The organism is Streptomyces sp. NPDC060028 (genome assembly GCF_042736725.1).
Classification (GTDB): Bacteria; Actinomycetota; Actinomycetes; order Streptomycetales; family Streptomycetaceae; genus Streptomyces.
This window is the reverse complement of the sequence record NZ_JBHWVJ010000096.1, coordinates 1-19374: the sequence shown is the minus strand read 5'-3', so window position 1 is coordinate 19374 and position 19374 is coordinate 1. Positions and strand designations below refer to the sequence as shown.

The 19374-nt window shown below is 75.1% G+C and carries 18 protein-coding genes; 9 read left to right on the top strand and 9 right to left on the bottom strand.

Going from position 1 to position 19374, the window contains the following annotated elements:
• The first annotated feature begins 66 nt into the window (after window positions 1-66).
• Entirely contained in the window at window positions 67-555 is a 489-nt protein-coding gene (locus ACFWBF_RS32140; RefSeq protein WP_385608095.1) for a hypothetical protein, read from the top strand.
• 9 nt (window positions 556-564) lie between these two features.
• Here the strand turns inward: ACFWBF_RS32140 and ACFWBF_RS32135 are convergent, their stop codons facing one another.
• Window positions 565-1074: an NUDIX domain-containing protein gene (locus ACFWBF_RS32135; RefSeq protein WP_385608093.1), complete on the bottom strand. Its 510-nt coding sequence runs from the start codon at window positions 1072-1074 to the stop codon at window positions 565-567.
• Between the two features lie 29 nt (window positions 1075-1103).
• Here ACFWBF_RS32135 and ACFWBF_RS32130 point away from each other — a divergent pair, with 29 nt between their 5' ends.
• From ACFWBF_RS32130 to ACFWBF_RS32115, 4 genes are all read left to right on the top strand, one after another.
• On the top strand, window positions 1104-1784 hold the full coding sequence (locus tag ACFWBF_RS32130) for a M15 family metallopeptidase (protein WP_385608091.1): 681 nt from the start codon (window positions 1104-1106) through the stop codon (window positions 1782-1784).
• A gap of 13 nt (window positions 1785-1797) precedes the next feature.
• The gene (locus ACFWBF_RS32125; RefSeq protein ID WP_385608089.1) at window positions 1798-2136 is read left to right on the top strand and encodes an Mpo1-like protein; all 339 of its coding nucleotides are present in this window, start codon (window positions 1798-1800) and stop codon (window positions 2134-2136) included.
• A 63-nt stretch (window positions 2137-2199) separates the two neighbouring features.
• The gene (locus ACFWBF_RS32120) at window positions 2200-2661 is read left to right on the top strand and encodes a Zn-ribbon domain-containing OB-fold protein (protein WP_385608088.1); all 462 of its coding nucleotides are present in this window, start codon (window positions 2200-2202) and stop codon (window positions 2659-2661) included.
• Window positions 2658-3848 (top strand): lipid-transfer protein, encoded by a 1191-nt coding sequence (locus ACFWBF_RS32115; RefSeq protein WP_385608087.1) that lies wholly within the window; start codon window positions 2658-2660, stop codon window positions 3846-3848. Before ACFWBF_RS32120 ends, ACFWBF_RS32115 begins: the two co-directional genes overlap by 4 nt.
• 170 nt (window positions 3849-4018) lie before the next feature.
• Here the strand turns inward: ACFWBF_RS32115 and ACFWBF_RS32110 are convergent, their stop codons facing one another.
• The 4 genes from ACFWBF_RS32110 to ACFWBF_RS32095 are packed head-to-tail and all read right to left on the bottom strand — an operon-like array spanning window position 4019 to window position 8318.
• The gene (locus ACFWBF_RS32110; RefSeq protein ID WP_385608085.1) at window positions 4019-4645 is read right to left on the bottom strand and encodes an ATP/GTP-binding protein; all 627 of its coding nucleotides are present in this window, start codon (window positions 4643-4645) and stop codon (window positions 4019-4021) included.
• Window positions 4626-5048, bottom strand: a complete 423-nt coding sequence (locus ACFWBF_RS32105; protein ID WP_385608083.1) for a DUF742 domain-containing protein — start codon at window positions 5046-5048, stop codon at window positions 4626-4628. Before ACFWBF_RS32105 ends, ACFWBF_RS32110 begins: the two co-directional genes overlap by 20 nt.
• A 10-nt stretch (window positions 5049-5058) precedes the next feature.
• A complete protein-coding gene (locus ACFWBF_RS32100) occupies window positions 5059-5496 on the bottom strand; it encodes a roadblock/LC7 domain-containing protein (protein ID WP_365927572.1) in 438 nt (145 codons plus the stop codon).
• Window positions 5493-8318, bottom strand: a complete 2826-nt coding sequence (locus ACFWBF_RS32095) for a nitrate- and nitrite sensing domain-containing protein (RefSeq protein ID WP_385608109.1) — start codon at window positions 8316-8318, stop codon at window positions 5493-5495. Before ACFWBF_RS32095 ends, ACFWBF_RS32100 begins: the two co-directional genes overlap by 4 nt.
• A gap of 390 nt (window positions 8319-8708) precedes the next feature.
• Here ACFWBF_RS32095 and ACFWBF_RS32090 point away from each other — a divergent pair, with 390 nt between their 5' ends.
• Complete coding sequence (locus tag ACFWBF_RS32090) at window positions 8709-9203, top strand: hypothetical protein (RefSeq protein WP_385608081.1); 495 nt, start codon at window positions 8709-8711, stop codon at window positions 9201-9203.
• Window positions 9204-9221: 18 nt separating this feature from the next.
• On the opposite strand, the gene ACFWBF_RS32085 is transcribed toward ACFWBF_RS32090, so the two are convergent.
• From ACFWBF_RS32085 to ACFWBF_RS32070, 4 genes are all read right to left on the bottom strand, one after another.
• Entirely contained in the window at window positions 9222-13892 is a 4671-nt protein-coding gene (locus ACFWBF_RS32085; RefSeq protein ID WP_385608079.1) for a hypothetical protein, read from the bottom strand.
• 48 nt (window positions 13893-13940) lie between these two features.
• Window positions 13941-14843: a hypothetical protein gene (locus ACFWBF_RS32080; protein WP_385608077.1), complete on the bottom strand. Its 903-nt coding sequence runs from the start codon at window positions 14841-14843 to the stop codon at window positions 13941-13943.
• Window positions 14840-15136, bottom strand: coding sequence for a hypothetical protein (locus ACFWBF_RS32075; protein ID WP_385608075.1), 297 nt, complete (start codon window positions 15134-15136; stop codon window positions 14840-14842). Before ACFWBF_RS32075 ends, ACFWBF_RS32080 begins: the two co-directional genes overlap by 4 nt.
• Before the next feature lie 248 nt (window positions 15137-15384).
• On the bottom strand, window positions 15385-16890 hold the full coding sequence (locus ACFWBF_RS32070) for a hypothetical protein (protein WP_385608073.1): 1506 nt from the start codon (window positions 16888-16890) through the stop codon (window positions 15385-15387).
• A gap of 128 nt (window positions 16891-17018) precedes the next feature.
• Between ACFWBF_RS32070 and ACFWBF_RS32065 the strand changes: the two genes are divergently transcribed.
• Genes ACFWBF_RS32065 through ACFWBF_RS32055 form a run of 3 tightly spaced genes read left to right on the top strand, consistent with a single transcriptional unit; the run spans window position 17019 to window position 19329 of the window.
• Window positions 17019-17813 (top strand): LamB/YcsF family protein, encoded by a 795-nt coding sequence (locus ACFWBF_RS32065; protein ID WP_385608108.1) that lies wholly within the window; start codon window positions 17019-17021, stop codon window positions 17811-17813.
• A complete protein-coding gene (locus tag ACFWBF_RS32060; RefSeq protein ID WP_385608071.1) occupies window positions 17810-18433 on the top strand; it encodes an allophanate hydrolase subunit 1 in 624 nt (207 codons plus the stop codon). Before ACFWBF_RS32065 ends, ACFWBF_RS32060 begins: the two co-directional genes overlap by 4 nt.
• Entirely contained in the window at window positions 18430-19329 is a 900-nt protein-coding gene (locus ACFWBF_RS32055) for a biotin-dependent carboxyltransferase family protein (protein ID WP_385608069.1), read from the top strand. The genes ACFWBF_RS32060 and ACFWBF_RS32055 overlap by 4 nt, the downstream gene beginning before the upstream one ends.
• The last annotated feature ends 45 nt before the right edge of the window (window positions 19330-19374 follow it).

Here is a 19374-nt window from a genome sequence, read left to right as displayed (position 1 = left end):
GCGATGGTCTTAGCGAGCCCGGCGAGGCCGTATTCGGCGAGCCGGCGGATGTCACGACGATGGGACATGACTCCCGGCTCGGAAGCCGTGGGTGCCTACCAGATGCTGACCGCGTGGGCCGTCCTGGTCGTGACGCAGCAGCCGTCGGAGAGATCGCTCGCATTGATCGGCATCGGCTCGGTCGCGGCCGTGGCGGTGGGTTTCCTGCACGGCATGCTGCTGGTGAAACCCCTGGCGCTGCTGGGTCGTTGGACCGCGCGCGTCACGGCGTGGCCGCGGGTGGTCGGCGTGGCGGCGTCGCTGGCCCCGCTGTCGGCGGGGGTGGCGGGGGTGGCCGTGTGGTGGCTGCGTTCCCAGTCCGTGGTGTCCTCGGTCGGCTTCCTGGAGGTCTGGGCGCTGACGGCGGCCGCCGCGGTGCTCCCGCTGGTCGCGGGGTCGGCCCTGCGGGAGCGTGCGGTTGCGGCGCGGGCCGTGTGGCGGCAGGGCGCGGTGATCGCCGGAGGTGTGGTGGGCGTGGTCACCATGATGAGCTTCGTGATGGAACTGCCGCTGTGAGGTGGCGGGCTACGCGTACCGGCCGCCGAACCAGGCCGCGGCGGCCCGGGTGTGGAGCGGGAAGGCCAGCTCCTGCGGGCCGCGCAGGATGTGCCAGCCCGCCGTCTCGTCCGTGGGGACGGACGGCGGGAGCGAGGCGGCCGGGCGCAGCGGCAGGAGGCCGAACAGGAGCAGGTGGCCGGCCGGGGAGCTGAGGGCGTCGGCCAGGGTGACCTCGGAGGCCGGGGTGTGGATGCCGGTCTCCTCGCGCAGTTCGCGCACGACCGCGTCGCGCCAGTCCTCGCCGAAGTCCATGAAGCCGCCCGGCAGGGCGACGCCGCCGAGGGCCGGTTCGATGGTGCGGGTGATGGCGACGAGGCCGGTGCCGCGCTCGTCCTCCACCGGGAGCAGGGCGACCGCCACCGGGAGGGGGTTGCGGTAGGTGACGGCGCCGCACGCGGCGCACCTACGGGGCCAGTCGGACCTGTCGAACACTGCTCCACAGGTGGAGCAGTGCGAGTCCTTCAGCGTTGCCGGCATTCCGCGATGGTATGCCAAGGGACATGCGCATGACGGTGGTTGTGGCTCCTGCGGCGGTACTGGCGGCCCTGGTCGCGGCGGCGCCCGCGCCCGGTTTCGTGGCCCTTGCGAAGGTCGACCCGAGTATCGGGCAGGACATCAGGTACGCCACTGCCCAGAATTTCACCGGCGGGGTGGTGGACGGGTACGACGAGCCCGTCTGCCTGCTCGCCCGGCCGGCCGCCGAGGCCCTGCGGCGGGCGCAGCGGGAGGTGGCCCGGCGCGGGTACTCGCTCCTGGTGTACGACTGCTACCGGCCCCGGCGCGCGGTGGACCGCTTCGTACGGTGGGCCAGGGAGCCGGAGGATCCGCGCACCAAGGCGGAGTTCCATCCGCGGGTGGCGAAGGACCGGCTGATCCCGGACGGGTACATCGCCGAGAAGTCCGGGCACAGCCGTGGGTCCACCGTCGATGTGACCCTCGTGGACCTGGCGACCCGGCGCCCCCTCGACATGGGGACTCCCTTCGATTTCTTCGATCCCCTCGCGCATACGGACAGCCCCCTGGTCGGCGCGGCCGCCCGGGCCGATCGGCAGGTGCTGAAACAGGCACTCGGCGGGCAGGGATTCGTCAACCTTCCCGAGGAGTGGTGGCATTTCACGTACAAGCCGGAGGCGTTCCCGGACACGTATTTCGACTTTCCCGTGTCTGTCGGCTCCGCGCACCGCTGAGTAGCGTGCCCGCATGACTTTCAGTTCGTACGAGGAATTCTGGCCCTACTACGTCGCCATGCACTCGCGCGCCGCCACCCGCTGGGTGCACCTGACGGGCACGCTCACCGGTCTCGCCGTCACGGCCTACGGGCTGGCGCGCGGCCGCAAGCGCCATCTGGCCGCGCTCCCCCTCATCGGGTACGGGACGGCCTGGCCGGCGCACTTCCTCATCGAGGGGAACAACCCGGCCACCTTCGGGAATCCGGGCTGGTCCCTGCGCGGGGACGCGCAGATGATCCGGATGATGCTGACCGGGCGGGACGCGGAGCTGGCCGAGATCGCGCGGAAGTGGCTCGCCGAGAACCGGTGACCGGCGGCGCCTGTCGTGGCAGACTTCTGACGACTCGTCAGATAGCGCTGCCCGGGAGGGGACTTGGAACGCACACGCACACCCGTCGTGAGCGGGTGGTTCACCGACGCGGGGGCGGCGGGCGGCTTCCGGCTGCTCGGCACCCGCTGCTCCGCCTGCACCGCGGTGTTCTTCCCGCGCGAGGACGCGTACTGCCGCAATCCGCACTGCCCCGGCGGCGGGGAGCTCGCCGAGGTGCCGCTGTCCCCGCGCGGCCGGGTCTGGTCCTACACCGACGGCCGCTACCGGCCGCCCGCCCCGTACGTGTCCGACCCGGGCGCGCCCTGGGAGCCGTACACCCTCATCGCGGTGGAGCTGGAGGCGGAGGGGATGGTCGTACTCGGTCAGGGCGCGCCGGGGGTGACCCTCGCCGATCTGGCGGTCGGGATGGAGGTCGAGGTGGTGGGCGGTGTGCTGAGCGAGGACGCCGAGACCGGCACCGCTTGTCTGACCTGGCAGTTCAAGCCGGTGGGAGGGCAGTCGTGAGCGCCGACGTCGCGGTTCTCGGAGCCGGTATGCACCCCTGGGGCAAGTGGGGCCGCAGTTTCGTCGAGTACGGGCGGGCCGCCGCCCGTACCGCCCTCGCCGACGCGGGGCTGGACTGGACCGACGTGCAGTCCGTCGTCGGGGCCGACACCGTCCGCGGCGGGTACCCGGGCTACGTGGCCGGCGCGACCTTCGCGCGGGCCCTCGGCTGGCAGGGAGCCCGGGTGACCAGCGTGTACGCGGCCTGCGCCTCCGGGGCCCAGGCCATCGGGGCGGCGCGGGCGCAGATCCTGGCGGGACTGGCCGACGTGGTCCTCGTGGTCGGCGCGGATTCGGCGCCCAAGGGGTTCTTCGCCCCGGCGGGCGGGGACCGGCCCGACGACCCGGACTGGCTGCGCTTCCGGGTGCTGGGGGCCACCAACCCGGCGTACTTCGCGCTGTACGCCCGCCGCCGGATGGCCCTGTACGGGGACACCGGTGAGGACTTCGCGCAGGTCAAGGTGAAGAACGCGGCGGCCGGGGCGCTCAACCCCCTGGCGCGCTACCGCAAGACGGTGACGGCCGAGGAGGTCGCGGCCTCGGCGGTCGTCGCGGACCCGCTGCGGCTGCTCGACATCTGTGCCACCTCCGACGGGGGCGCGGCGCTCGTGCTGTCCTCCATGGACTTCGCGCGCTCGCGCGGGCACGCCGATCCGGTGCGGATCCGGGCCGTCTCGACGGTGACGCCGACGTATCCCCGTACCGTCCTGGACCTCCCGGACATCGCGACGGACTCGGTGACCGGCGCGCGGCCGGTGCCCGGCTCCTTCCGGGCCGCCATCGCCCGCGCCGCGTACGAGGAGGCCGGGCTCGGGCCGGACGACCTCTCGCTGGCCGAGGTGTACGACCTGTCCACCGCCCTGGAGTTGGAGTGGTACGAGGACATCGGGCTGTGCGGGGAGGGTGAGGGGGCAAAACTCGTCCGGGAGGGCGCGACGGCCCTCGGCGGCCGGATTCCCGTCAACACCAGCGGCGGGCTGGCGTCGTTCGGGGAGGCGGTGCCGGCGCAGGCCATCGCCCAGGTGTGCGAGCTGACCTGGCAGTTGCGGGGCACCGCGGGTGCGCGGCAGGTGCCGGGGGCGCGGGCCGCAATCACTGCGAACCAGGGGTTGTTCGGGCACGGGTCGGCGGTCGTTGCGGTGCGCTGAGCAGGGGCTGCCGACGGGTGTTGTCCGAACGCTTGACGGCCCCCGGTGGCAGGTTCACACTCGCTCCACGGTCCCGCGCCGCGACCGGGACGCCGAATCCCCCCATGAGAGCTGCGGCCCGTACCCCAGTCGGCGGGGGTACGGGCCGCCTCCGTGTCGGGGGCCCTGCATCAGGCCCCTGCCGTCAGGCTCTGGCGCCGGGCCCGCGCCAGCGACATCGCGTGCTCCACGACCCCCACCAGTACGTCCTTCACGGACTCCCGGTCCCGCGCGTCGCACAGCAGCACCGGCACCTCGGGGTCGAGGTCGAGGGCCTCCCGTACGGTCACCACGGGGTGGCGGTCGGCGCCGTCGAAGCAGTTGACCGCGACGACAAAGGGGATCTCCCGCCGCTCGAAGTAGTCGACGGCGGCGAAGCAGTCGGCGAGACGGCGGGTGTCGGCGAGGACCACCGCGCCCAGCGAGCCCTGGGCCAGCTCGTCCCACAGGAACCAGAACCGGTCCTGTCCGGGCGTGCCGAACAGGTACAGCACCAGGTCCTCGCGCAGCGTGATGCGGCCGAAGTCCATGGCCACGGTCGTGGTGCTCTTGCCCTCCACTCCCCCGGTGTCGTCGACACCGATACCCGGCTCCGAGAGCCGTTCCTCGGTTCTCAGCGGTCTGATCTCGCTCACCGCACTGACCAGGGTGGTCTTGCCCACCCCGAAACCGCCCGCGACCAGGATCTTCAGGGTCAGCGGCTCGACCGGCGAGACGGCATGCATCGCGCCGGTGCGGCTAGAGCGCCCGAAGGCCATCGATCACCTCACGCAGAATGGATTCATCGGGCAGTTCGGCCGGCGGTACCGGCCGGGTCACATGGACCAGTTCGTCGGCGACCAGGTCACCGATCAGGACCCTCACGACCCCGAGAGCCAGGTCGAGTTCGGCCGCGAGCTCCGCGACCGACTGCGGCCGTTCCCGGCACAGCCCCAGGATATGGGCGTGTTCCGGGGACAGGGTCATGTCCCAGACCGGGTCGTCGGCCGCCGGTTCGGCGACCACGAGCGCGATCAGGTCGAGCCGGTGCTGGCCGGCGTGGCTGGTCCGGCCGCGGGTCATCGCGTACGGACGCACGACGGGGCCCGCCTCGTCGTCGAACCAGCTGGCGTGACTCCCGTCGGGGCTGTTGTCGGGATGGTCCTGGCCTGGATCGCTCATGCCGTCCGACTCACCCTCCGGCTGGCAGCCCGGTGCGCGGGGCGGTCGCCAGGTGGTCACCGACGCGCTTGACCATGAGGGTCATCTCGTACGCGACCTGACCGACGTCCGAGTCTGCGTCGGAGAGCACGGCCAGGCAGCTGCCGTCGCCGGCCGCCATGACGAAGAGGAAGGCCTCGTCCAGCTCCACCACGGTCTGGCGGACCTGGCCGGACTCGAAGTGACGGCCGACGCCCTTGGCCAGGCTGTGGAAACCGGAGGCCACGGCCGCCAGGTGCTCGCTGTCCTCCCGGGTCAGATCCCGGGACGTGCCGGTGGGCAGGCCGTCACCGGAGAGGACCACCGCCTTGCGGATGCTGCCGACCTTGTCGACGAGCTCGTCGAGAAGCCAGTTGAGCGGGCCGGAGCCGCGGCTCCTGCTGTCGTTTCCGGTCTGCGGTGCGGTCATCGACCGTCCCCTTCGTTCTCGTATCCGGGTCCGGTGGCGGCGGAGGTGCCGGCCTCGGTCCGGGACTGCTGCTGTGCCTGCTGGTTGCGGCCCGCCGTCCAGCCGCGCTGGAGTGCGGACATGCGCGAACGTACGTCCTCCGCGTCGCGCTCGGCCACCGGTTGGGCGGCGGCTTCGGCGGCGGAGGCCGCTGCGTTCCTCAGCTGGGGCGCGAGGTTGGCCTGGCGGACCCGGCGGGGCAGACCGCCCGCGGCCGGAGCCGGCGCGGGCTGCGGCTGCGGAACCGCGGAGACCGGGCGGGGATCCACGCGGCGGCCGTGCTCGGCGACCAGGGTCGGGGTCGGGCGGCGGCGCGGGAGCGGGACGGCGGCGGCCTTGCCGCCGGAGCCGTCGGGGCGGCCGCCGTCCGGGCGGGGCGTCTCCAGGCGGACCGGGCCGGTGGGAGCCAGGGGCTCCCGCTCGCGGTCCCGGCCGCCGTCGCGGTCGCGGAAGCCGCTGCGGTCGCTCTTCCAGGCTCCGCCGCGCTCGGGGTGCCGCTCGGCGACCTGCGGGCGGTCCGCCGGGCGCAGGCCCAGCAGCGCGCTGCGCGGGATGCCGCCCGGCGGGGTCTCGTCGTCGAGGGTGGCCATGGCGGGCCGGCCGGTGGCTCCGGATCCGGCTCCGGGGAGGCCCGTGATACCGGCGGGGGCGTCGTCGTTCAGCGCGGCCGGGTCTTCGAGGCCGTGCAGCCCCTCCGGGCCGTCGAGCCCGAGCACGCCGAGCGGCGCCTCCAGCTCGACGGGGCCGCGCAGCTCGGTACCGGCCGGGAGCTGGCGGCCCAGGGGCACCGCCTCCACGGCGGCCGGGGCGGGGCGCGCGGAACTCCCGGCGGCCATGGCCGCGGTGCCCGCCCGGGCGCCCCTGCCGGCCTTGGCGCCCTTGCCGCCGTGGCCCCCGTTCAGGCTGAGGCCGGAGCCGTTGGTCTCGGGAGCCTCCGTCAGCAGGGCCACCGGGAGGAAGACCACCGCGGTGGTGCCCCCGTACGGGCTGTGCTGGAGGACGACCTTGACGCCGTGGCGCTGCGCGAGGCGGCTGACCACGAAGAGGCCGAGGCGATCGGTGTCGGAGAGCTCGAACTCGGGGGTCTCGGCAAGCCGGAGGTTCGCGTCGAGGAGCGCGTCCGGGTTCATGCCCAGCCCGCGGTCGTGGATCTCCAGGGTGAAGCCGTTGGCCACGCGCTCGCCGTGCACCTGGACCGCCGTGTGCGGGGGCGAGAACACGGTGGCGTTCTCGAGGAGTTCGGCGACGAGGTGGGTGACGTCGGCGACGGCCGGGCCGGCGATGCCCAGGCGCGGCAGGCGCCGTACCTCGATGCGCTCGTAGTCCTCGACCTCTGCGACGGCGGCCCGTACGACGTCCATCAGTTGGACGGGCTTGCGCCACTGGCGGGAGGGCGCGGCGCCGGAGAGGATCACCAGGCCTTCGGCGTGGCGACGCATGCGGGTGGTCATGTGGTCGAGGCGGAAGAGGTCGGCCAGCTCCTCGGTGTCCTCGGTGCGCCGCTCCATGGTGTCGAGCAGGGTCAGCTGGCGGTGCAGCAGCACCTGGTTGCGGCGCGCCAGGTTGACGAAGACCTCGGAGACGCCGCGCCGCAGCTCCGCCTGCTTGACGGCGGCCTCGATGGCCGCGCGCTGGAGGGAGTTGAGGGCCAGGCCGACCTGGCCGACCTCGTCCTTTTCGTACTCCAGGCGCGGGGCCTCGGTCTCCACGTCCACGTGCTCGCCGGCGGCGAGCCGACGCATCACGCCGGGCAGCCGGACGCCGGAGACCTCGTGGGCCTCCTTGCGCAGCCGGGACAGGTCGCGGACCAGGTCGCGGCCGATGCGCACGGACAGGACGAGGGAGACGATGAGGGCGATGAAGCCGAGGACGCCCGCGACGGCGGCCTGCACCAGGACGTTCATGGCGACGGGCTCGACGCGCTCCTGGTAGCGGTCGCCCGCCGCGGTACCCATGGTGGCGAGGTCGTCGAGGACCTTGTTCGCGGCCTCGTCCCACTGGGCGGCGGTGATGCGCGGGTTCTTCGACGCGCCGCCGGTGATGAAGCGTTCCTCCGCGTCGCGCAGGCCTTTGGTCTCGGGGCTGGTCCAGTACTGCTCGAACTGCTCCCGGTCGGAGGCCGGGAGGATCGCGAGGTTGAACTCGTAGAGCAGCCGGCGGTTGGCGGCGGAGTCGGACACCTGCCGGATGTCGGTGGCGCTCACGCTGCGGGCGGCGAGGGCCGCGGCGATGACGGCGTCCTCGCGCGAGAGCGTCTCGCGGGCCCGGGTGACGCCGACGAGGGCGCGGCCCTGCTTGTCCATCTCCACGTCCTCGAGGGCGTGGAGGTTCAGCAGGAACTCGTAGCAGGGGTCGACGAGCCGGCTGTAGAGCTCCAGTGCCTGGCCGGGGTCGATGGCGGTCTTGTCGACGGAGGCGCGGAGCGCGCCGATGCCGTGGACGGCGTCGAGGATGGAGTTGAGCCGCCGGGCCGCGTCCGAGGTGAGTTCGCCTTGGACCTTGGGGTCCTTGGCGTCCGCGGTCATCTTCCCCACGAGTTCGTCGGTGGCGGCGCGTCGCCTGGCGAGTTCGGAGGTCGCGGTCGCGGCGGTGGGGTCGCCGAGGACCACGAGGGTCTGGCGGCGCTCCTTCTGGACCACGCGGACGACGTCCTCGATGGGGTAGCCGACCTTGTCGATGACGTAGGCGACGTCGAGGAGCTGGACGGCCTCGCGGCCGGTGATGAATGTTGCGAAGCCCCACAGGGCGGTCAGGGAGACGAGCGGCACAAGGAGCAACGCCACGATCTTCCGGCGGATGGACTTCCCGCGAAAGCGCATGGCCTCCCCAGCCTCCCCCAGCTCAACCCCGTTGTCGGGGGTCGGTGTTCCGTCATTTAAACGGCGTGAGCCTACTACTGCCACGGACGTGCTTCGAAGGCGTGTCCGGACGTTTTCGGCCGGACCCCAGGGCAAAGATCACGAGTTGTCCGACACTTCCGGGCAAGTGCCGTCCGGTATGTGGCAGATGACACCTGGTGGGGTGTCGGTTCCCACCACCGGATGGATGGCTGGAATTGTTCGTTCCGCGATGATGGGGAGCGGCACGAATGTCCGCGATACGGGAATCTCCCGACGCCGCCGAACGTCTACCTGTTCGGGTGGGCGTGTCGGGGTAGACGTGTAGGGGTGGGCATGAGCCCCCGCGCGGAGGGGAGGGAGCGCACCATGGGCAACGGGACGTACGAGGACGGTCGCGGTCGCGCGGAATTCGGTGCGCCGGGGGGCGGCCTGTGGGTGGAGGAGGCGGCCCGCAGCCGGCGGATGCCGGACCCGGTGCGGACGTCCGCGGTGCGGGCGGTGCTGATAGTCGCCGTGACGCTGACCGAGGCCACCATCACCTTCTTCCTCACCCTCACCGGATCCTGGCTGGCGTTCCCGATGGTCATCGGTGCGGTGGCCGGCACCGTCGTGGCCACCTGGGGGGTGCTGGACGTACTGATCACCCGGCAGATGTGGAACCAGCGGTACGGGGTCGTGTCGGAGCCGAGCAGCACGGCGCGGGGCCGCAGGCGCGAACAGCGCCGGGCCCGCCGGGAGGCCGGGCGGGCCGGGCGGCGGCCCGGGCGCGCCGCGTCGGGCCGAATACCCCGGCCCGACGGCGGCTTCGCTGCCCCCCACCGGCGCTAGCGGGCCGGGGAGGCCCGGTCAGCTCCTGCGGAACATGCGCGTCGCCGTGATCTCGCCGTGGATCGTCTCCTCGTCCGGGGACTGCTGGGGCAGGCCCGGGCGCAGGTGCTCCTCGACGCTGATGTACTTCAGCCCCGCCCGCAGGTCGGCGTCGTTGCGCAGCCGGATGACCAGCGGGAATTCGGCGAGGGCCGTGGTGTCGAAGAGGCCCGTCGTGTAGAGCAGTTGGACGCCCAGCGCGTCCGAGACGGCCCGCTGGAGCTCCAGCAGGTACGTGGCGTTCGCGCGCCCGATCGGGTTGTCGAGGAACAGCGTCCCCGCGTGGCGGTGCTTGTCGCGGCCGCGGTCGTTGCTGCGCAGCGCCGCCATGGTGCAGTACAGCGCGATGGCGGCGGTCAGCAGCTGGCCGCCGGAGAAGACGTCACCCATCTGCCCCACCGGCACGCGCTCGGCGCGCAGCACCGCGTCCGGCTTCAGGATCTCCACCGCGATGCCCTTGGGCTCCAGCGCCCCCTGGACACCGCGCAGCAGCAGGGACATGCCGTCGCGACGGCCTTCGCCGAAGGAAGCGGTGCTGTTCTTCTTCACCGCGGCGCGGGTCGCCTCGTCGATGACCTCGCCCAGGCGCTCCGTGAGGGTCGCCTGGTCGGGCTCCTCGAAGCGGATGCGCAGGAACTCCTGGCCCGACCACTCCCCCAGGCCCTCGGGGAGCTGGGAGAGCCGCTGGGCGGAGCGCAGGGTGGCCAGGGCGGACTCCACCAGTCCGCGCAGCCGGTCGACGATGCTGTCCCGGTTGCGCTCCAGCTGCGCCAGTTCGTCGGTGAGGACGCGCAGCCGGGGGGCGAAGGCCGCCGCCCAGGCCGCCGCGTGCTCGGGCAGGGCGGAGGCGGGCAGTTCGCGGATCTGCTGGCGCGCGGGGGTGCGTACCTGCTCGTAGCGGTTGGCGTTGGCGTGCCGGACCAGGATGTCGCCGGCCTCGCGGACCCCGGCCTCGGCGGCGGAGAGGTCGGCCGCGCAGGCGCGCAGCGAGCGGCGGGCCTCGGTGGCCGACTGACGGGCCTCCTCCAGGGTGCCCTGGTGCGCCGCCGGCTCCTGCTCCTCGTCGGCGTGGGCGTGGTCGCGCAGCAGGTCCCGCAGCAGGGCCGCGGTCTCGTCGAAGCCGCCGGCGCCGTCCTCGGCCGCGCGGTGGGCGCGCAGCAGGTCGGCGTGGGCCGCGCGGGCGCCCTCCACGGCCGCGGTGTGCGCGGCGAGCTGGGCCGTGGCCGTACGCAGCAGGGCCTGCGCGTGTTCGACGTGTTCGGGGATCAGCTCGTCGGGGAGCTCCGTGTGCGCCTCGCCTTCGGCGGGGGCGTGGCGTTCGGCCTCGCCGCGCAGCCGGCCGAGCTGCTCGCTCGCGGTGGAGGCGCGGGTCTCCAGCATCTGTACGAGGGACTCGGCGCGGGCGGCCGCCGCCTGGCGGGAGGGGCCGTCGGAGCCGTCGGTGCCTTCGAGGAGCTGGGCGGCGCGGGTGCGGACCTTGTTGGTGAGGCGGTCGAGTTCGGCGAGGGCGGCGCTCTCGTCGCTCTCCGCGCGGGCCTGCTCGGCCCGCAGGTCGGCGCCGACGCCGACCTTCTCGTAGAGCTGGGAGGCGGCGCGGTAGGCCTCGCGCAGGTCCGGCAGTGGGGCCTTCGGGGCCCCGTCGGCCTCGGGGAGCGGCTCGGGGGCGCCCGCGATCTCGGCGCGCTCGGCCCGCAGGGCGCGGGCGGTGCGGCGGGCGTCGTCCGCGGCGCGCTGCGCGGCGCGGCGGTCCTCGTCGGCGGCGCGGGCCCGGTCGAGGCACACCTCGGCGCGGGCCTCGGACTCGGCGGCGTCGTCGGCGAGTTCGCGGAGCTTGGCCTGCCAGTCGGCCCGCTCGCGCAGGCGGAAGGCGAGGCCGGCGAGGGCGTCGGCGACGCGGCGGGCACGCTGGGCGGCGTCCTGGCGCTCCTCGCGGACCCGGGCGGCGTCGGCGGCCGCCTCGTCCGCCTCGGCGCGTACGGTACGGGTCTCCGCGAGCTCGGCGTCGGCCTCCTCGGCGAACGCACGGGCGGCCTGCGCCTGCTCCGCGAGCTCGGCGAGGCGGCCGGGCGGGCACCCGGTGCGCCAGGAGGTCAGGCGGGCGGCGAGCTCGCGGTCGCCGGAGAGCCGGGCGGCCAGGTCCCGGATCCGGGTGTCGCGGGCGCTCGCGCGGGTGCGCAGGGCCTGGCGCTCCTCGTCGGCGGCGCCCTCGTCGTGCATGGCCGGGTTCGGCGGAACGATGAAAATACTGGACGCCGCCGAATCGCCGTCCTCGGGCGGCGTCGGCGCCAGCAGCGCGGCAGCGGTGCCCACGGCGACGGTGGAGCGGGGCAGCAGCGCCGCGCCGGAGAGCACCTCGCGGGCCCGGGCGTGCGTGTCGGGGTCGGTGATGACGACGCCGTCGACGAGTTCGGGGCGGGCGGCGAGGACGGCGGCGTGGTCGGCGGGGGCCACGGACTGGGCGAGGTAGCGCCAGCCGGGCAGGGCGGGGATGCCGTGTTCGCCGAGGTACTCGACGGTGGCGAGGACGTCGGGGCCGGGCGGCAGCAGGCCGCCGTCGCCGAGGGCGCCGAGGATGCGGGCGTCGTCGGCGGCGGCGGTGCGCAGCTCGAACAGTTGGCGCTCGGCCGCCGCGACTCCGTCGGCGAGCAGGGTGCGCAGGTCGTCGGCGCCGCGGTCGAGGTCCTCGGGGGTCAGGACGCCGGCGGCCGGGGCGTCCTGGGCTGCGCCCGGTGCGGCGCCCGGGCCCGCGGCGCCGGAGACGGCCGCCTGGCCCGCGCGCTGGTGCGGGAACGGCTCGTCCGGGCCCGACGGGAGGCCCAGGAGGGCGGCCAGGCGCGGGGATTCGGCGAGGGAGGCGGCCGCCCGGTACTCGGCGTCGTGGGCGGCCTCGGCCGCGTCGGCGGCGTCCGCGGCGCGGGCGGCGGTGAGTTCGGCGCGGGATTCCGCGGCGGCGGCCTCGCGGGCGGCGTCAGAGGTGGTGCGCGCGGCCTCGCGGGACTCGTCCCAGGCGGCCACGGCGGTCTTCTCGGCGTCGCTGGCGGCCAGGGCTGCGCGGGCCGGGTCGGCGTCGGGGGCGGTGTCGTCGAGCCAGCCGGCCCGTACGGCCTCGGCGGTCTCCTGCTCGACCTCGGCCAGGCGCGAGCGCAGGTGCTCGGCCTCGCTGCGGGCGCGCTGGGCGGCCGTGGCGGCGGCGGTGGCGTCGCGGTGGGCGGCTTCGCCGGCGGCCTGCAGTCCGGCGGAACGCTCTTCCTCCTCGTTGGCGACGCGTTCGCCGTGCCCGGCGGCGGTGTGCAGGGCCCGCACGAGCTCGGCGGCGGCGGTGGCGCGCGCGGCGAGCGCCGGGGCGGCGTCCCGCTCGGCCTCCAGGATGGCGGCGGCGACGCGGGCGGAGCGGTCGGCGGCGGCACGGTGGCGCAGCACGTTCTCGGCGGCCTGCCAGGCGGCGTGCAGGGTGCGGGCTTCGAGGAGCTCGCGGCGCTGGGCGGCGGCGGCCTTGTCGGCGACGGTCAGCGCCAGCGAGGCGTGCCGGTAGGCGAGTTCGGCGGAGACGGCGGCGCTGCGGGCCCGCGCGGACTCGGCGGCGGTGACCTCGTGGGCGGCGCCCGTGACCCGCTGGGCGAGGTCGGCGGCGCGGCCGCGCTCCTCGCCCGCGCGGGCGGACAGCCGCCGGGCGAGGGTGCGCGTACGGCGTTCCGCGCCGGCGTGGACGTCACGCAGCCGGGAGCGGGTCGCGGCGGCCTCGACGATGCGGGTCAGCAGGTCCACCGAGCCGGCGGTGAATTCGCGTTCGGCCATCAGCTCGGCGCGGCGGCCGAGCTTGTTGCCGAAGCCGTGGACGAGGTCGGCGAGGCCGTCGGTGTCACGGGTGTCGGTGACGGCGCGCAGCAGCAGGTCGGTGAAGTCGGAGTCCTTCTTGACCGCGAAGAGGCCGGCGGCCTCGCCCTCGTCGGCGTTCATCTCGCGCTGGTAGCGGAAGAGTTCCGGGTCGAGCCCGAGCTCGGTGAGGTGCTCGTTCCAGCGGTCGTGGATCTCCTCGAAGTACACCTCGAGGTGCGGGTACGCCTTGCCGGCCTCGGTGAGGGCGTCGCGGAAGCCCTTCATGGTGCGGCGGCGGCCCTGGGCTCCGGAGGCGCCTTCGACGGACGGCCGCACGGCGGTGGCCTCGGCGACGGGCAGGTTGTCGAGGCTCAGGCCCGGGCCGGGGCGGAAGGAGTACCAGGCCTCGGCGAACTTGCGCGGGTCGTTGGAGACCTGGCGGCCCCGCCACTCGCTGACCTTGCCGACGACCACGCACTCGCCGGTCTGGGTGTGCTGCCACTCCAGGGCCACGTGGCCGCAGTCGTCGGCGAGCAGGAACTTGCGCAGCACGCCGGAGCTCGCGCCGCCGAGGGTGTTGCGGTGGCCGGGGAGCATCACCGAGAAGATCAGCTTGAGCAGGACGGACTTGCCGCCGCCGTTCTCCAGGAAGAGCACGCCCGCGGGCGCGGGGCGGCGCGGCGGGCCGGTCGGCTCGTCCTCGAAGAACTCCGCCTGCGTGGGCGCCGGGTGGGGCACCGGCTCGCCGACTCCGCGCAGGTCGAGCACGGTGTCGGCGTAGCGTGCGCCGGCGGGCCCGATGGAGTAGAGACGGATCCGGGACAGCTCGTACATGGCGGCGGACTCTCGTGGTCTTTCGTAGGTCGTACGGGGACGGGTGACTCAGGCGTGGAACGGCAGGCCCGCGTCGGCGGCGAGCTCCAGGTCGTCGCCCTCGGGCGGCGGCAGGAGCGTGGCGCAGCCGTCGCTGACGGGGACCACGCCGAGTTCCAGGAGCTCGGCCATGGCCGCGCTGCCCGCCATGTCGCGGACCTGGAGCTGGTAGCGGGGGGTGGTGCGGTACGTGCCGCCGGCGTCGTCGCCGGTGCGCTGGAGGAAGCCGGATTCGGTGAGGAAGGCGGCGGCCTTGCCGACGATGCCGGTGGTGGAGCCGGCCAGGCGGCGGGCGTCCTTGGTGGCGCCGGTCGCGCTGCGGCGGGCGTAGACGCGCCAGGCGGCCTCCAGGCCGGGGGCGTCGGAGGCGGGGTCGGTGTTCTCGCCGAGCTCCTCGGCGCGCTCCTCCAGGCGGCGGCAGGTCTGCCGGACGAAGGCGTCGACGCCGTTGACGGTGATGCGGCCGATGTAGCCGTCGTCGGCGAGGTCCTCGGGGCGGGGGAAGGCGAGGGCGGCGACGGCGAGGTGGGCGAGGCCGTGCAGGAAGCGGTCCGCGGAGTCGGCGGTGGTGCGGCGGGCGTAGTCGCCCATGCGGACGGCGAAGACGGAGTCCTCACCGGCGGCGACGGCCATGCCGGCGCGGGGCGACACCTCCAGGACGACCAGCCCGAGGCCGGTGGCGACGGCGTCGGCGAGCCGCCCGAAGGCGGGGTCCTCGCGGTAGCGGCGCAGCAGCTCGGCGTACTCGGCGTCGCGGGCGGGCAGCAGCTTGGGCTGCAGCCCGAAGGCGACGAGCCGGGCGGCGTCGGCCGCGTCGGCGGGCGTGACGGTCCCTCCGGGGGCGGGCGCGGCGGGGGCCGACGGCGCGTCGGCCCCACTCCACGCGGGGTGCTCGGCGTGGTGCTCGCTCACGGGTACGTCTCCTCGGCGGTGCGGTGGTCTTCGTCAGTGCGGCGCGGGGTCGCGTCCGCGGGTGCCCCGGGGTCCGGCCGGCGGTGGCGGCCCGGCGGCCGCCCGAGCGCGCGGCCCCCGCCCGGCACGACGCCCCGGCACCCCGCCGGGGCGCCGGCCGCGCCGACCCTGCGGCCGCGGACCGGCACTCGGCGGCCCGCACCGGTCCCGCACCAGGCGGGGACGGCGGTGCGACCCGCATCCCGCGCGACGGCTCGGCGGCCCGCCAGGGCAGCGGCCGATGCGGCAGCCATGCCAGTACGCGACCCGGCCCCGCCAACCCTGCGGCCGCGGACCGCCCCGGCGGTCTTGCGTCCCGCCAGGGAACCGGGCTCGCACCGGGCGGGCACGGCGGTGCGACCCGCAGCCCGCGCGACGGCTCGGCACATCGCCGGGGCAGCGGCCGGCGCGGCGCGGTGGCTTGTCGGGGGCGCGGGTCGGGGGACCCGTCGTCGGCCGGGCGTCGCGGGGGTGCGGGTGGCCGCCCGGGGCGCCGCCGGGGTCATGCCGCCTCCGTGCGGTCCGCGGTCATCGCGGCCGCGTCCAGGAGCGCGGTGCCGACGATCAGGTCCGCACCGCCGAATTCCGGGTCGTCGAGCTCGGCACCGTCGTCCACGGCGAACAGCAGCCGCTCCTCGCCCTGGCGGTACGCCGTGCCCACCGCCGGGCTCGCCGCGTGGACGGCCAGCAGGGCCACCAGGTACGGCAGGTCCGGATCGGCGCGACGGGCCTGCGCAAGGAGCCCGGACAGCCGGCGCGGGGCGTCGTGCGGGAGGTCGAGGAGCTCCATCGCGGCGGCGAGCTGCTCCTCGCTGAAGCGGCTGTCGTCCGGGGTCGCGATGAGGTCCGGCTCCGGCATCTCCGCGCCGAGGTGCTCCCGCTCCACCGGCGGGGTCAGCAGTATCTCGACGAGGTCGCCGACCCGCACCGAGACCGGGGTGCGCAGACCCGCGCCGGCGGCGAAGAAGGCGTCCGTCACACGGGAGGCGCGCTCCACCGCCAGCGGCAGCACGGGGGCGACCAACTGGCCGTACAGGTCGATGCCCAAGCGCGGCGCGGGCGCGGCGAAGGCCTGGCGGTCCTGCTCGGCACGGAACAGCGGGCCGGCGTCCAGCAGGCGCGACTGGAGCTGGGTGTGCCGGCGGATGCAGTCCTTGACGATGTCCACGAGCTCGGCGGCGCGCCGCCTGTTGTCCGGCTCCTCCGCCTCGTCGCGCGCCTTGCGGATGTTGGTGAGGATCGCGTTCTCGTGGCGGTAGCGGTCCGCGACGTGGTCGAGCGCCTCGGCGATCATGTCCGGGACGGCCACCAGCCAGTCCACCGCGCGGACATTGCGCCGCGTCGCGTCCAGCGTGCGGCGCAGGGTCTCGGCGTACTGCACCGTCCGGTAGCGGGCTTGTTCCGCCGCGAGCTGGGCGTCCGCCAGCCGGCCCCGGCTGATCAGGACCTCCAGCTTCACCTCGGCCGCGATCTGCGCACTGGTGACGTCCGTGTCGAGGGCGCCGACGAGTACGTTCACGGCCTCGTCCGTGGTGCGCAGGTACACCGCGCCGCCGTACCCCGGCACCTCTTCGATCAGCTTGAAGTCGTAGTCGCGGCGGACATACACCCCGTCGGGCCCGAACGTGCCGTAGATCGCGCGGAAGCCGCGGTCCACGCTGCCCACGTTGATCAGGTTCTCCAGCACCCAGCGGGCCACCCGCTCGTGCTCCGCCGCCGGGCGGCCCGGCGCCTGCGCGGCGACGCGCGGCAGCAGCCTGGCCACTATCTGCTCGTGGTCGGCTCCGGTGTCGAAGTCCATGTTGAGGGTGACCAGGTCGATCGCGGCGAGGGCCACCTCCGCCATCGCGTAGACCCCGTACTCGCCGGCCAGATTGGCCTTGCGTACGTCGAGGTCGTGCAGCGGAGCGGTGCAGGCGAGCGCGCGCAGCCGCCGAGCCAGGCCCTCGTCGGCGGCCGGGCCCGGCGCCGGGGACGGGAGGGTCTTGGCCGGGGCGGGGAGAGTCACGGACAAAGACTAGGCGCTGACACTGACAACATCCCAAACGGCATGGTTCGGCCGGATCGGTCCCCGGCGCCCCGCAACACCAAGGGGACCCGGCGCGGGCGCTGTTCTACGCTCACCGCATGGCTTCCATGATCACACCTCTGATCACACCTCGGGGCACGCCTCCGATCGACCTCAACGCCGACCTCGGCGAGGGATTCGGGCGCTGGACGCTGACCGACGACGAGGCCCTGCTGTCCGTCGTCACGAGTGCCAACGTGGCCTGCGGCTTCCACGCGGGGGACCCGTCCATCATGCGCCGCGTCTGCGAGCTGGCCGCCAGCCGCGGGGTACGGATCGGCGCGCAGGTCTCGTACCGCGACCTCGCCGGCTTCGGCCGGCGCTCCATGGACGTCCCGGCGGGCGAGCTCGCCGACGAGGTGGCCTACCAGATCGGCGCGCTGGAGGTCTTCGCGCGGGCGGCCGGCTCCCGGGTGTCGTACGTCAAACCGCACGGCGCGCTGTACAACCGCACCGTGTACGACGCCGACCAGGCGGCCGCGGTCGTCGCCGGAGTGCGGCTGGCCGCCCCGGCCGAGGCGCTGCCCGTGCTCGGCCTGCCCGGATCTCTGCTGCTCAACGCCGCCGAGGAGGCCGGGCTGACCCCCGTCCCGGAGGCCTTCGCGGACCGCGCCTACACGCCGGCCGGAACCCTGGTGCCCCGCGGGGAGACCGGAGCGGTGGTGGCCGACCCGGACGCCGTCGTCGAACGCGCCGTACGCATGGCCGCCGAGGGCGCGGTGACGGCCGCCGACGGCTCCCGCATCGCGGTGGCCGCGCGCTCGCTGTGCCTGCACGGGGACACCCCCGGCGCGGCCGGGCTCGCACGGCGCGTCCGGCAGGCGCTGGACGCGGCCGGGATCCGGGTGGAGGCCTTCGCGTGAGCGTCCGGGCGCTGCCGGTCGGCGCCGAGGCGCTGCTCCTCGAGGTGGACTCGGCCGCCGAGGTCGCCGCGCTGCACGCGGAGCTGCTGCGCCGGCGCGACGCGGGCGAGCTGGGCGGCGTAGGAGACATCGTGCCCGCCGCGCGGACCGTGCTGCTGGACGGGATCGCGGATCCGCGCGCGCTCGCGTCCCGCATCGCCCGCTGGGAGGTCGCGCCGCTCGCCGCGGCCGAGGGGCCGCTGATCACGGTCCCGGTGCGGTACGACGGCCCGGACCTGGCGGAGGTGGCCCGGCTGTGGGGGGTGGCCGAGGGCGAGGTGCCGGGGATCGTCGGCGGTACCGGCTTCCGGGTGGCGTTCTGCGGCTTCGCGCCCGGGTTCGGCTACCTGACCGGGCTCCCCCGACACCTCCACCTGCCCCGCCGGGCCACGCCCCGTACGGCGGTACCGGCCGGCTCGCTGGCCCTGGCCGGCGAGTACGCGGGCGTCTACCCGCGCTCCTCCCCCGGCGGCTGGCAGCTGATCGGATCCACACGGGCGGTGCTCTGGGACCCGCGGCGGGAGCCGGCCGCGCTGTTCGCGCCCGGGGTACGGGTGCGCTTCACGCAGGAGGGCTCGTGAACCGGCCCGTGAACGGCCTCGAGGTGCTGCGGCCCGGCGCGCTGACCACGGTCCAGGACCTGGGCCGGCCCGGGTACGCGCACCTGGGCGTGCCCCGGTCGGGGGCCCTGGACACGGGAGCGCACCGGCTGGCCAACCGCCTGGTGGGCAACCCGCCGCAGGCCGCCACGCTGGAGACGACCCTGGACGGCGTGCGTCTGCGCGCCCTGGCCCCGGTGGTCATCGCGGTCACGGGCGCGCCCTGTGCTGTACGAGCCTGCGGTCACCCGGTGGCCTGGGGAGCCCCGGTCCGGCTCCGGGCAGGGGCGGAGGTGGACATCGGCCGGGCGGAGTCGGGCCTGCGCAGCTATGTCGCCGTGCGGGGAGGGTTCGCCGCAGAGCCGGTCCTTGGCAGTCGCTCCACCGACCTGCTGTCGGGCCTGGGCCCCGCCGCACTGTCGGCGGGGGCGCTGCTCCCGGTGGGCGCCCCGGGCCCGGACCCGGTCGACGGGGTCGACGCCCCGGCCGCACCGGGCCCCCCGACGGAACTGGTGCTCCCGCTCCGGCCGGGGCCCAGGGCGCACTGGTTCACCCCGGCTTCGACCGCGGGGCTGTGGCGGGCGCACTACCGGGTCTCGGCGGCCTCGAACCGGATCGGCCTGCGCACGGAAGGTCCGCCGCTGACCCGGGCCCGGACCGGGGAACTCCCGAGCGAGGGCATGGTCCTGGGCGCGGTCCAGGTCCCGCCGGACGGCCGCCCGGTGGTGTTCCTGGCCGACCATCCCGTGACCGGCGGCTACCCGGTGATCGGCGTGGTCCCGCGGGGCCCCGCCCTGGACGCGGCGGCCCAGGCGCGCCCGGGGACGGTGGTCCGCTTCGTGGCGGCGGGAGCGGCCGGCCGACCGCGGGCGGGGTGACGTTCGGGACTCGTGTGCTCGGTGGCGTTGACGGGGTTCGGGGGC

Bases quoted from the DNA above. Each gene is read 5' to 3' on its own strand.
- ACFWBF_RS32135 (WP_385608093.1), bottom strand. From the start codon at position 1,074: ATGCCGGCAACGCTGAAGGACTCGCACTGCTCCACCTGTGGAGCAGTG.
- ACFWBF_RS32075 (WP_385608075.1), bottom strand. From the start codon at position 15,136: ATGGCTGCCGCATCGGCCGCTGCCCTGGCGGGCCGCCGAGCCGTCGCG.
- ACFWBF_RS32125 (WP_385608089.1), top strand. From the start codon at position 1,798: ATGACTTTCAGTTCGTACGAGGAATTCTGGCCCTACTACGTCGCCATG.
- ACFWBF_RS32140 (WP_385608095.1), top strand. From the start codon at position 67: ATGACTCCCGGCTCGGAAGCCGTGGGTGCCTACCAGATGCTGACCGCG.
- ACFWBF_RS32110 (WP_385608085.1), bottom strand. From the start codon at position 4,645: ATGGCCTTCGGGCGCTCTAGCCGCACCGGCGCGATGCATGCCGTCTCG.
- ACFWBF_RS32085 (WP_385608079.1), bottom strand. From the start codon at position 13,892: ATGTACGAGCTGTCCCGGATCCGTCTCTACTCCATCGGGCCCGCCGGC.
- ACFWBF_RS32100 (WP_365927572.1), bottom strand. From the start codon at position 5,496: ATGACCGCACCGCAGACCGGAAACGACAGCAGGAGCCGCGGCTCCGGC.
- ACFWBF_RS32090 (WP_385608081.1), top strand. From the start codon at position 8,709: ATGAGCCCCCGCGCGGAGGGGAGGGAGCGCACCATGGGCAACGGGACG.
- ACFWBF_RS32130 (WP_385608091.1), top strand. From the start codon at position 1,104: ATGACGGTGGTTGTGGCTCCTGCGGCGGTACTGGCGGCCCTGGTCGCG.
- ACFWBF_RS32105 (WP_385608083.1), bottom strand. From the start codon at position 5,048: ATGAGCGATCCAGGCCAGGACCATCCCGACAACAGCCCCGACGGGAGT.
- ACFWBF_RS32065 (WP_385608108.1), top strand. From the start codon at position 17,019: ATGATCACACCTCTGATCACACCTCGGGGCACGCCTCCGATCGACCTC.